The 11,779-nt window shown below is 72.9% G+C and carries 12 protein-coding genes; 9 read left to right on the forward strand and 3 right to left on the reverse strand.

The genetic code is table 11. The features are described 5' to 3' along the window. Positions 1–15 precede the first annotated feature (15 nt). Both hutI and CP984_RS24675 read left to right on the forward strand, forming a co-directional pair. On the forward strand, positions 16–1,224 hold the full coding sequence (gene hutI, locus CP984_RS24670; protein WP_003984848.1) for an imidazolonepropionase: 1,209 nt from the start codon (positions 16–18) through the stop codon (positions 1,222–1,224). Between the two features lie 162 nt (positions 1,225–1,386). Beyond that, positions 1,387–1,821: a hypothetical protein gene (locus tag CP984_RS24675; RefSeq protein ID WP_003984847.1), complete on the forward strand. Its 435-nt coding sequence runs from the start codon at positions 1,387–1,389 to the stop codon at positions 1,819–1,821. A 71-nt stretch (positions 1,822–1,892) separates the two neighbouring features. Here the strand turns inward: CP984_RS24675 and CP984_RS24680 are convergent, their stop codons facing one another. Both CP984_RS24680 and CP984_RS24685 read right to left on the reverse strand, forming a co-directional pair. Further along, the gene (locus CP984_RS24680) at positions 1,893–2,540 is read right to left on the reverse strand and encodes a response regulator transcription factor (protein WP_003984846.1); all 648 of its coding nucleotides are present in this window, start codon (positions 2,538–2,540) and stop codon (positions 1,893–1,895) included. Beyond that, on the reverse strand, positions 2,537–3,724 hold the full coding sequence (locus CP984_RS24685) for a sensor histidine kinase (RefSeq protein WP_003984845.1): 1,188 nt from the start codon (positions 3,722–3,724) through the stop codon (positions 2,537–2,539). Before CP984_RS24685 ends, CP984_RS24680 begins: the two co-directional genes overlap by 4 nt. Positions 3,725–3,894: 170 nt before the next feature. Here CP984_RS24685 and CP984_RS24690 point away from each other — a divergent pair, with 170 nt between their 5' ends. Beyond that, complete coding sequence (locus CP984_RS24690) at positions 3,895–4,578, forward strand: class I SAM-dependent methyltransferase (protein WP_043980275.1); 684 nt, start codon at positions 3,895–3,897, stop codon at positions 4,576–4,578. Positions 4,579–4,739: 161 nt separating this feature from the next. On the opposite strand, the gene CP984_RS24695 is transcribed toward CP984_RS24690, so the two are convergent. Beyond that, positions 4,740–5,759: an RNA polymerase sigma factor SigF gene (locus CP984_RS24695; protein ID WP_063604440.1), complete on the reverse strand. Its 1,020-nt coding sequence runs from the start codon at positions 5,757–5,759 to the stop codon at positions 4,740–4,742. Between the two features lie 249 nt (positions 5,760–6,008). Here CP984_RS24695 and CP984_RS24700 point away from each other — a divergent pair, with 249 nt between their 5' ends. From CP984_RS24700 to CP984_RS24725, 6 genes are all read left to right on the forward strand, one after another. Further along, positions 6,009–6,377 carry an STAS domain-containing protein gene (locus tag CP984_RS24700; RefSeq protein WP_003984839.1) on the forward strand — a complete coding sequence of 123 codons (369 nt, stop codon included), beginning with the start codon at positions 6,009–6,011 and terminating at the stop codon, positions 6,375–6,377. Between the two features lie 181 nt (positions 6,378–6,558). Next, positions 6,559–7,056: an ATP-binding protein gene (locus tag CP984_RS24705; protein WP_003984838.1), complete on the forward strand. Its 498-nt coding sequence runs from the start codon at positions 6,559–6,561 to the stop codon at positions 7,054–7,056. Between the two features lie 320 nt (positions 7,057–7,376). Next, on the forward strand, positions 7,377–8,162 hold the full coding sequence (locus tag CP984_RS24710; RefSeq protein WP_003984837.1) for an LPXTG cell wall anchor domain-containing protein: 786 nt from the start codon (positions 7,377–7,379) through the stop codon (positions 8,160–8,162). A 107-nt stretch (positions 8,163–8,269) separates the two neighbouring features. Beyond that, positions 8,270–9,214, forward strand: a complete 945-nt coding sequence (locus CP984_RS24715; RefSeq protein WP_003984836.1) for a COG1470 family protein — start codon at positions 8,270–8,272, stop codon at positions 9,212–9,214. Next, the gene (locus tag CP984_RS24720) at positions 9,211–10,371 is read left to right on the forward strand and encodes a hypothetical protein (protein ID WP_003984835.1); all 1,161 of its coding nucleotides are present in this window, start codon (positions 9,211–9,213) and stop codon (positions 10,369–10,371) included. Before CP984_RS24715 ends, CP984_RS24720 begins: the two co-directional genes overlap by 4 nt. After that, positions 10,371–11,729 carry a hypothetical protein gene (locus CP984_RS24725; RefSeq protein ID WP_003984834.1) on the forward strand — a complete coding sequence of 453 codons (1,359 nt, stop codon included), beginning with the start codon at positions 10,371–10,373 and terminating at the stop codon, positions 11,727–11,729. Before CP984_RS24720 ends, CP984_RS24725 begins: the two co-directional genes overlap by 1 nt. Positions 11,730–11,779 lie beyond the last annotated feature (50 nt).

The following is an 11,779-nucleotide window of genomic DNA, read 5'->3' on the forward strand; positions in this document are numbered from 1 at the left end:
GAGAGCACCCCCACGATGACCCACTCCGACACCCCCGCCGCGGAGCGCGCCGCGAGCGGCAGCACCACCGTCATCACCAACATCGCCAGTCTCGTCACCAACGACCCCTCCCTCGGTGAAGGCCCCCTCGGTCTGCTCCAGGACGCGGCGGTCGTCTTCGACGGCGACCGCGTTGCCTGGGTCGGTCCGACAAGCAAAGCACCCGCCACTGACAACCGCGTCGACGCCGAGGGCCGCGCGGCGCTCCCCGGCTTCGTCGACTCCCACTCCCACCTGGTCTTCGGCGGCGACCGCACCGCCGAGTTCAACGCCCGGATGTCCGGCCGCCCGTACTCGGCCGGCGGCATCCGCACCACCGTCGCCGCCACCCGCGCCGCCAGCGACGCGGACCTGCACGCCAACGTCGCCAAGTACACGGCCGAGGCGCTGCGCCAGGGCACCACGACCCTGGAGACCAAGTCCGGCTACGGCCTGAACGTCGAGGACGAGGCCCGCGCCCTGCGCATCGCCGCCGCCCACACCGACGAAGTCACCTTCCTCGGCGCGCACATCGTCTCTCCCGACTACGCCGACGACCCCGCCGGTTACGTCGACCTCGTCACCGGCCCCATGCTGGACGCCTGCGTCCCGCACGCCCGCTGGATCGACGTGTTCTGCGAACAGGGCGCCTTCGACGGCGACCAGGCCCGCGCGATCCTCACCGCGGGCAAGGCCAGGGGCCTGCACCCGCGCGTGCACGCCAACCAGCTCCACCACGGCCCCGGCGTCCAGATCGCCGTCGAACTCGACGCCGCCTCCGCCGACCACTGCACCCACCTGGACGCCGCCGACATCGACGCGCTCGCCAACAGCTCGACCGTCGCCACGCTGCTGCCCGGCGCCGAGTTCTCCACCCGCGCCCAGTGGCCCGACGCGCGCCCCCTGCTCGACGCGGGCGCCACCGTCGCGCTGTCCACCGACTGCAACCCCGGCTCGTCCTTCACCAGCTCGATGCCGTTCTGCATCGCGCTCGCCGTACGGGACATGAGGATGACCCCCGACGAAGCCGTCTGGTCCGCCACGGCGGGCGGCGCCGCGGCCCTGCGCCGCACCGACATCGGCCGCCTCACCCCCGGCACCCGCGCCGACCTCACCCTCCTCGACGCCCCCTCGCACGTCCACCTCGCCTACCGCCCGGGCGTCCCGCTCGTCTCCCGGGTCTGGCACCGCGGGGTGTGCGTCTGATCACACAGCGACTTCCTCATATTCAGGTACCGGACATTGCGTAGATCACGTAATGTCCAGACCTCAATACGAACAACTGTCGCAGTCACCCGCACAGTTGGAGAAACCTCGGTTTCCCCCCTGTGCACGACCGGGGTGATCGCGCGGGGGGAAGGAACCCACATGAAGTCGACCCGTCTGAAGACCCGCATCGCCGGCACCGCGGCCGCCGTCGCCGTCCTCGGCGGCGCGTCCCTGGCCATGGCGCCGGGCGCCGCGGCGAAGGCGAACCTGATCTCGATCGAGCGCGCGCAGCTGCGCGGCGACGCGCTGTCCATGACCGTCAAGTACTCCTGCGACACCGGTCTGAAGTGGCAGCTGGTCGGCAAGATGACCAAGGTGGACCAGGAGGAGGACGCCACGTCGCTGGCGACCGCCACCATCCCGGCCGACAAGATCATCTGTGACTACCAGGACCGCGTCCTCAAGCTGAAGCTCAAGCCGACCCTCGGCTCGCACTTCGTGAAGGGCGACGAGGTGCAGGTCACCGCCAACTACGTGGCGCCGGGTGAGCAGGATGACAACGGCCACCTCGCGCTGATCACCACGGTGCTGTAATCACGCGCAAGACGTGCGGCGCCGTGCCCCGGAACCATCCCGGTTCCGGGGCACGGCCCTTTCCGCTCCCCTCACCCCACCACCCCCGCATCCCGCGCACACAGCGCCGCCTGCACCCGGTTGCCCACCTCCAGCGCCGCCAGAATCCGGCTGACGTGGGCCTTGACCGTGCTCTCGCGCATCGACAGCGCGCCCGCGATCTCCGCGTTGGAGGCGCCGTCGGCGAGGAGGGCCAGCACCTCGGTCTCGCGGGGGGTGAGGCGTTCGATGCGGGAGTGGGCCTGCGGGGTGGCGCGGGTGGCGTGGTGGTAGCGGTCGATCAGGCGGCGGGCGGCCGTGGGGTGGAGCATGGCCTGGCCCTCGGCGACGACCCGTACGGCGCGGATGATCTCCGCCGGGTCGCTGTCCTTGAGGAGGAAGCCCGAGGCGCCCGCGGTGAGCGCGTCGTAGACGTACTGGTCGAGGTCGAAGGTGGTCAGCACCACGACCTCGGGCGGCTGTGGCAGGCCGCGCAGCCGTTCGGTGGCGGCGATGCCGTCCAGGCGCGGCATGCGGATGTCCATCAGCGCCACGTCGATCCGGTGCGCACGGGCCAGTGCGACGGCTTCGGCGCCGTCCGCCGCCTCTGCCACGACGGTGATGCCGGGCGCCTCGCCGAGGATGTCCGTCAGCGCGAGGCGGACCAGGCTGTCGTCGTCGGCGACCAGCGTGCGGATCATGTCGCTCCCGTCGTCGGTGCATCCGGTTCGGAGTGGGCCGGGAGGGTGGCGGCGATGCGCCAGCCGCCGTCCCGCGTCGGGCCGTACTCCAGGGTGCCGCCGAGCGCGGACATCCGTTCGGTCAGACCGAGCAGGCCGTAGCCGCTGGCCGGAAGGGCTGCTGGGGGTTCTGCTCCGGTCGGGGCCGGGGCGTTGCGTACCTCGACGGCGGTCTCGTGCGGTCCGTAACGCACCGTCACCCGCACCGGTGCGCCCGGCGCGTGCTTGCGGGCGTTGGTCAGGGCCTCCTGGACGAGCCGGTGGACGGCCAGGCGCCGGCCGGCGGGCAAACCGTGGCCGTCGCCCTCGATGTCGGCCTCGATCTTCTGGCTGGCGGCGCGCGCCTCGTCCAGCAGCGCGGAAAGTTCCCGCAGTCCCGGCACGCGGGAGGAGCCCGCCGCGGCCTGCTCCGGCTGCCCTTCGGTGTCGCGCAGCGCGCCCAGTACGTCCCGCAGGTCGCTGAGCGCCTCGGTCGAGGTGGTGCGCAGCAGCGCGAGCCGGTCCGCGACCGGTGCGGGCAGGGTGTCGGCGCGTCTTTGCAGGGCGCCGGTGTGCAGCGCGAGGACCGTCAGCCGGTGGGCGAGGACATCGTGCATCTCGGCGGCGATACGGGCGCGTTCGGTGAGCCGGGCCTGTTCGGCGCGGAGTTCGCGCTCCACCCGCAACTGCTCGACGCGCGCGGCGAGGGCGGCCTCCAGGCGGCGCCGGCTGCTCGCCCAGAGCCCCAGCGCGAGCACGATGCCCAGCGGCATCAGCGGGCCGTACGAACGGCTCATCCACAGGCTTTGCGGTGGCTGTACGAGGGCGTTCCCGGCCAGCGCGGCGGCCGCGGCCACGAAGGGGACGACCAGGCGGCCGTGGGCGACCAGATGGAAGAGCGCCACCAGGAGTGGCAGCACCATGCCCAATCCGGCGGCCAGCGCGACCGTACAGACCAGGGCGACCGCCGGGTGACGGTAGCGCAGTGCCACCGACAGGGCTCCGGCGACGGCCAGGGCGACCTCCGGGCTCAGCACGGTCCCGCCCGCGCTGATGTACGCCTCCTGTCCGGCCTCCTGGGCGACGGCGGCCAGCAGCAGCGCCTCGGCCCACCAGGGCCAGCCGCGCTCCGTCCGCGCCAGGCCCGGCCTGCCCGGGTTTGTCATCCCCGGTCTCGGCCTTGCCCGTTTCGTCACCTTCAGCACGCGTCGAGCATAGGGCTGCGACAGCGCACGCACATTCGACCTACGGCCGCATCCGCCCCCTACTTTCGTACGGGGTGCCCCTCGCACAACGGCCGATGGGCCGGGCCCCGGCGCTTCCTAGCGTCACCAGCATGAACGTGACACCGGCCCCCGCCGCCCCCGCAAACCCCACCGTCACCGGCCCCGTGCGCTTCCTGCGCGAGGCGGCCCGCACCCCGCACACCACCGGCGCCGTGGCGGCCAGCAGCCCGTGGCTGGCCGCCCGTCTGGCCGCCCCGCTCGCCCGGGAGACGCGGCGGTCCGGCCGCCCGGCGGCCGTGCTGGAAGTGGGCGCGGGCACCGGCCCGGTCACCCGCGCGCTGGCCGGCCTGCTGCGGCCCGCCGACCGCCTGGACGTGGTCGAGATCAACCCCCGCTTCGTGGCGGCCCTGAACGGCGCCCTGCGCACGGACGCCGCCCTGTCCGCGGCGGCCGACCGGATACGCATCCTCCCCGGATCGATCACCGACGTCCTCCTGGACCGCCGGTACGACGCGGTCGTCTCCGGCCTGCCGTTCACCAACTTCAAGCCGGACGAGGTCCGTACGATCCTGGACCGCTATCTGTCCGTGCTCCGGCCGGGCGGACACCTCACGTACTTCGCCTATCTGGGCACCGCGCCCGCCCGCGCGCTGGTGGCCGGCCGGTCCGAGGCGGCCCGGCACCGCGCCGTGGCCGGGGTGCTGGCCGAGTACGGGAAGCGGTACGGGCAGGGGCGCAGCACGGTGTGGCGCAATCTGCCACCGGCGTACGTACACCACCTGTGCGCCCCGTAAACCGAGCGCGCCACACAGCGAAAGCGAGTGCCCCCACGGCGGAGGCGAGTGCACCCGCACAGCAGAGGAGGGCCCGTCCCGAGATTCCGGGGCAGGCCCTCCTCTGCGCGGGCGTCAGCCGGGCCGTCGGGCCGGCTGCGACCGCGAGGTGGTCGCGGGGATCACTCCTCGACCATCAGCCCCTTGCGGAGCCGTACCAGCGTGCGGGACAGCAGGCGCGAGACGTGCATCTGGGAGATGTTCAGTTCCTCGCCGATCTCCGACTGCGTCATGTTGGCGACGAAGCGGAGGGAGAGGATCTTGCGGTCGCGCGGCGGCAGCTCGGCGATCAGCGGCTTGAGGGACTCGACGTACTCGATGCCTTCGAGGCCGTGGTCCTCGTAGCCGATGCGGTCGGCCAGGGCTCCCTCGTTGTCGTCCTCCTCCGGCTGGGCGTCCAGCGAGCTGGCGGTGTACGCGTTGCTCGCCGCCATGCCCTCGACGACCTCGTCATTGGTGATGCCGAGGCGTTCGGCCAGCTCGCTCACGGTGGGGGAGCGGTCCAGCTGCTGCGCCAGCTCGTCGCCGGCCTTGGCCAGGTCCAGACGCAGTTCCTGAAGGCGCCGGGGCACCCGCACGGACCAGCTGGTGTCGCGGAAGAAGCGCTTGATCTCGCCGACGATGGTCGGCATGGCGAACGTCGGGAATTCCACGCCCCGGCTGAGCTCGAAGCGGTCTATCGCCTTGATCAGGCCGATGGTGCCGACCTGGACGATGTCCTCCATGGGCTCGCTGCGGGAGCGGAACCGGGAGGCCGCGAACTTCACGAGCGCGAGGTTGAGTTCGACCAGGGTGTTGCGGACGTACGCGAATTCGTGGGTGCCTTCCTCCAGCGATTCCAGTCGCTCGAAGAGGGTCTTGGACAGGGCCCGCGCGTCCAGCGGCCCCACCTCGTCGTACGGGGGGATCTCGGGCAGTCCGTCGATCCCGGGAATTCCCGTCGCGTCCGATTCGGACGATTCAGATGTGAGGTGCGGGGAACCAGAACCGTGGGACCGGTCGGGCAGGGCGGCGTCGGCCAGGACGGCTTCGGTGAGAGCGGCCTTGGCGAGGGTGGTCTCTGACAAGGGAGTCGACGACGCGGTCTCCGTGGTGTCTTCGGTGCGCAATTCGTCGAGCCGGGGTGACATGTTGTCCTCCATCGTTCTCGGCATATGGCTGCCGATGCCTCTACGTGAAGCTGCGGTGTGCGGCGCCTCCAAAGCCGGCCGTTTCGAACGTGTCCTTACTACGCCTACCTGGCTTTGCCGGAAGATGGCAAGTGCGTGTTGTCCCGGTTTGCTGGTGATTGCGTATTGTTCGGCTACCAGCTGCCCGTATCGAAGGCGTAGTGTTCGGTCAGCGCAGTCGTAAGCAATCGGACGCCGAGACAGCAAGAGGGGTGCACGCGCATGGACCGCGGGACGGTCGGCAGTGCCAGTCGGGGACGGCTCAATGTCGCTATCCGGCATCAAGGTGCCAGCGCGATCGTGACCGTCGCGGGTGAGCTGGACCACCACACCGCGGAGCTGTTGCGTGAATCACTCGAGGGGTGCGTCGCCGACGGCTTCACGCGACTCGTCGTCGACTGCTCACAGCTGGAGTTCATGGACTCCACCGGCCTGAACGTCCTGCTCGGCGCCCGCCTGAAGGCGGAGGCCGAGGGCGGCGGGGTGCATCTGGCCGGAATGCAGCCGGTGGTGGCGCGGGTCTTCGAGATCACAGGCGCGGACGCGGTGTTCACCGTGCACGACTCCCTCGACAAGGCTCTCGCCGACTGACGGAAGCGACGGGGGCGGTGCGGTCGCGGGGGTTCCCCTCGTGCGCGTTGCCCGCGTCACAACTTCCGTACCCAAGAAGTGGGTGTTCTCACGGTCCCGTCGGGCAGGAGACATCTGAATCTGTTGAATCTGTCAGGTAACCGCTATCCGTGAAATGGCGAATCGGTGAGGTGAAGCGCTGATGAGCACCACCCGGCCGTACCCGCCGGGCGACCTCGGCCCGGAGCCGGGCAACGCCGGCGCTCCCTCCGCCTCCCCGGCCGTCCCGGCCGGCCAGATCCGCAGGCTGCGCCTGGCGGGTGTGCAGGGATCCGTTGCGCGGGCCCGTGACTTCGCCCGGCAGGCCCTCCATGACTGGGGCTGGCTCCCGGCTGCCGGCGCTGACCAGCGGGCCGCCGCCGAGGACGTCCTCCTCGTGGTATCCGAGCTGGTCACCAACGCCTGCCTGCACGCTGAGGGGCCGGAGGAACTGCGGCTGCGCAGCAACGCCAAGGTGCTGCGCCTCGAAGTGACCGACCTGGGCGCGGGCTCGCCCGCGCCGCGCAACCCGCACCGGGCCGGGCGGCCCGGTGGGCACGGCATGTTCATCGTGCAGCGCCTGTGTCTGGACTGGGGGGTCGTCCGCAACCCCGACGGCACGGGCAAGACCGTGTGGGCGGAACTCGCAGCTCCCTCTTAGGGGCCCCTGGTGGGGGCCTCCGTTCGCGCCCTAAGGGGTTCCGGCGGGACCCAGGGGGTTCCGGCGGGCAAGGGGGATCCAGCGGGATTCCGTGGCCGTGTACGGCCTTCGATGACCCATGGCGCGCGGTCGTAACCCCGGGTAAGGGGGCGGGCGCGTTGCGTGGTGCCGCTCCTGTGGCCGCTGATTTTCGCGCGCCGTACAGATCAGGCCTGTTCTGTGACTTCCCTCGACAAGGTCCCCGGCGTACCTTGAGCCACCGATCTGATGTGCCGTCAGTAACATCGGGCGGCGCTCAACCGCGAGAAGGGGAACTCAAGGTGGCCCGCTTCTACGAAGAGCACGCCGCGCGCCCCCGCCGCGCGGCCGGTCTGGCCGCGGCCGCGGCGCTGACGGCGGGGTCCGCGGTCCTGTTCGCCGCGCCGGACGCGCGGGCCGACGTCGTGGACGTCAACTACCAGTGCAAGACGCCGATCGGGAACAAGAGCGCGGTCTCGCCCATCGACATCACGAGCACCCGCAGCGGCAGCGCGTACAAGCTCGTGATGTCCTTCCGGAAGGGCGTCTCCTCCAGCCCGGTCGAACTGGGCGCGGGCGCCATGAAGCCGAGCGCGCTCATCAAGCTGGGCGGCGCGGAGAGCGGCACGGTGCCCGTGTCCGGGCCGCCCAACGACAAGGCGATCCCCGCCAACACGCCGATCAAGGTCAGTGACCTGAGCGGGACGTACACGCCCAAGCAGAGCGGCAAGGTCACCTTCACCGCCTCCACGCTCACCATCAAGGCCCTCGGCACGACCACCACCTGCACTCCCGCCAACAACCCGAAGCCGTCGCTCACCCTGGACGTCAAGGGCTCGGGCGGAACGGGCGGTTCCGGTGGTACGGGCAGCGGCAGTACGGGCGGCAGCGACACCGGCGGCACGACCGGCGGCTCCGGGAGCGGCACCGCAGGGTCGGCCACGGGCGGCTCCGGCGGCGGGCAGCAGCTGCCGCAGACCGGCCCGGCCGACTCCGCCGTCGCCCTCGGCACCCTCGGCGGCACGGTGCTCCTCGCCGGCGCGGCGGGCGTGCTCTGGGTCACGCGGCGCCGGCACAGGGGCGCGTAGAGGCCCGCCCGGCGTCCGGTACGGCGACGGGAGACCGCCGCCCGGCCCCGTCGCCGCCGCCCCGTCGGCCGTACGCGCACGAGCCGCACCAGCACCAGGAGCCGCCCATGCCGTTCCGTACCCGCGCGATGGTCACGGGGGCCGCCCTGACGGCCGCCGTCGCGCTGCTCAGCCCGGTCGGGGCATATGCCGCGGACGGCGAGCGGTGGACCGCCGCACCCGCGCCGGGCGGCGGCGCCCGGCCGAGCGCCCAGGACCGTCCGTACTTCTATCTGGAAGGCGCCCCCGGCACGGTCCTGAAGGACCGCCTCGCGCTCACCAATCCGACCGGCAGCGCGATGACGTTCCGGGTGGGCGGCGCGCCGACCGGGCCGGGGCGCTGGTTCGCGACGGCGTCGAAAGAGGTACGGGTGCCGCCGCGGACCAGGGCGGACGTGCCCTTCACGGTGACCGTCCCCGGGGACGCGGCCCCGGGCGACCACCCGACCGCACTCGTCGCCGAGGGGGACGGCCGGAAAGCCGCGGTCCAGGTGCACCTGCGGGTGACCGGACCCGCGCTGGCCGCGCTGAGCGTCGAGGACGTGGCGGTGGAGCGCAGGGGAAGCGCGGCGGTCATCCGGTACGTGCTGGTCAACCGCGGCAACACCACGCTCGCGCCGCGCCTCGCCGTCCACGCCGACGGACTCTTCGGCCCGGCCCTGCACCGCGCCGCACGCGCGCTCCCCGTCACGCTGCCGCCGGGCCGCCGGATGCCCCTGACCGAGCCGTGGCCTGATCCGCCCGCGCTGGACCCGGTGGACGTACGGCTGACGGTCACGGCGGCGGGCGGCGCGCGCGGGACGGCCGGGGCGTCGTACACGGCGGTGCCGTGGGGAGCCGCGGCGCTGCCGCCCGCCGTCCTGCTGGCGGGCGCGTCCGTGTGGCGCGTACGGAGGCGGAGGCGGGCGGGGGAGCCCCGAGCAGACACCCAGCGGGCGGTGGCCTCCCAGGGGGCGGCCTCCGAAGCGGCGGACTCGCAGGTGGGCACCTCCCAGGTGGGGGCGGACGCATGAGGGCCGGGAGCGGGCGCCGTACGGTACGGGCCCGCCGCCGCCACCGCGCCGCCGCCGTCACGAGCGTTCTGGCCGCCCTTGCCCTCCTGCTGCCCCTACAGACCGCGCCCCCGGCCTCCGCGACCCCCGCAGCCGCCCTCGCCCCCACCCTCAGCCTCTCCGCCCAGCAAGCGGGCAAGGGCGGCACCCTCACCGTCACCGGCAGCGGCTGGCGCCCGAAGACGCTGCTCACCCTGCTGATCTGCGGACAGAACATGATCGGCGGCACCAACGCCTGCGCCAACGGTGCGGGCCGCGCCGTGACCACCGGCCCGGACGGGACGTTCCGCAAGGAGATCCCGGTCGCCGAGCCGCCCAAACCCTGCCCGTGCGTCGTGCACGCCGCCACGGTGACCGGCGCGCCCGCCGCTGCCGACGCCCCGTTCACGGTGGCCGGGCACCCCGTAGCGCCGCTGCCGCAGGAGGACGCCGGCGGGCGGCTGAGCGTACTGGCGCCGCCGCGCCTTGAGGGCTCCAGCGGGCTGCTGACCTGGTTCGGCGCGCCGCCGCAGCGCCGATTGGTGATCACCGTGGGCAACCTCGGGGCCACCCCGGCCAAGGACCCGGTCTTCGAGGTGGGCACCTCGCACGGGGTCTACGCGCCGCAGTGGGAGGAGCGGCAGTGGCAGGGCACCGTGCCCGCCGGGCGCAGACAGCGCATCGAGCTGCCGGTGGAACTGCCCGCCGGGGCGCACGGCGACTACCTCGTCTCGCTCAAGTACGGCGGCAAGGTGCTCGCCGAGCAGCCCTGGGGCGTCGGGCGGCCGTGGGGCGTGACGCTGTTCTGGATCCTGCTGTGCGTCGTCGTACCGGCCGCGGTCTTCCGTATCGGCATGGTGGTCGTCGACCGCGTGCGCCCGCGCGAGGGTGCGGCCCGTACGCCGGGGGGAGCCGCCCGTACGCCCGGGAGTCCCCTCCGTACGCCGGAGAGAGCCCACCGTAAGCCGGGGAGCGCCCTCCGTAACCCGTTACGAATGCGAAGGCGCGCCCCCGCACCCGACGCCGCGCCGCCCCCGGCGGGCCCAGCCGCCACCCTGCCGTGGTTCACCCCGGACACCGCACCGTCCGCCACCACGTCCGATCCGGCCGACCCCCCGAGAGCGAAAGGTCCCACGTGATGAGGCGACACAGGAGAGCGGGCGCGGGCGGGATCGCCCTGCTGCTCGCCGGTGCGGGAATCCTGGCGGCCGCGGGGCCGGCCGGGGCCGCGGAGACGGCGTACCGGACCGAGTGCATACCGCCGCCGATCTCGGGCCTGCCCGCGGTCCAGGGCACCACCAGGGCGGCGGTGACGGCCCCCACGACGGCGAAGGTCGGCGACGAGGTGGAGATCGTGTGGCGCACGGTCGAGGCCGCGTCCAGGAATCCCGACGTGCTCGACCTGGACAAGGACACCGTGCGCCCCACCGGCACGATCAAGGTCGGTGGCGCGCAGAGCGGCGAGCTGAAGGTCCAGGGACCGCGGCAGAACCCGCCCATCCCCAAGAACAGCCCGATGAAGCTCCCGGACATGAAGGGCACCCTGAAGCTGGAGAAGCCCGGCGAGGTCACGCTGGCGCCCGGCGCCTACACCATCAACGTCAGCAAGCCGATCTCCACGGACACCAAGTGCGCCCCCAAGGAGGAGGTGCGGCCCGCCGCCACGATCAAGGTGACCGACGGCGGGGGCAGCTCGGGAGGTACGACCGGCGGCAGCACCACCGGCAGCGGCACGGGAGGCGGCGATACGGGCGGCAGCACCACCGGCTCTACCACCGGCTCCTCCGGTGGCAGCACCACCACCGGCTCATCCGGCGGCGGCGATTCCGACGGCACGTCCCACGAGGGCAAGGTCGTCCAGGTCCCGTACGCCTGCAAGACCCCCATCGGCGACCGGAAAGCCACCTCGCCGGTGCAGATCAACGCCGTCAGGAAGGGCGGCGGCCACGGCCTGACGGTGAAGTTCGCCAAGTCGGTGATGGACAGCCCGGCGGACATCCCCGCGGGCGCCGTGAAACCGTCCATGGAGGTCCGGGTCGGCGGCGCCGACAGGGGCACGGTCAAGGCCGAGGGCCCGGCGAACAAGGAGCCCGTCAAGGCCGGGCAGCCGATCGCGATCCCCGATCTGAAGGGCACCTACACCCCGGGCGCGACCGGCAGGGCGACGCTGACGCCGGGCGTACTGACCGTACGGGCCCTGGGTACGACCACGACCTGTACCCCGGAGAAGGACCCGGGCGTCTCCCTCGCCCTGGACACCACCGCCCAGCAGGGCGGCACCGGCGGCACCACGGCGGGCGGCACCGGTACCACCGGAGGCACCACCGCGGGCAGCGTGGCGGGCCCGGCGAGCGCGGGCGGCACCTCCGGCGGCCTGGCCGAAACCGGCGCGGACGACCACGGCACCCTCCGCGCCCTGGCCCTCGTCGCGGGCACGGTGGTTCTGCTGGGCGGCGCGGTGTTCACCCTCACCCCGTGGCGGCGCCTGGGCCGGTGACCGGTCCGTACGGCCGAGAACGCCCGAGGGCCCCGGCGCGGAATCCGCGC

Source organism: Streptomyces rimosus (assembly GCF_008704655.1).
Lineage (GTDB): Bacteria > Actinomycetota > Actinomycetes > Streptomycetales > Streptomycetaceae > Streptomyces > Streptomyces rimosus.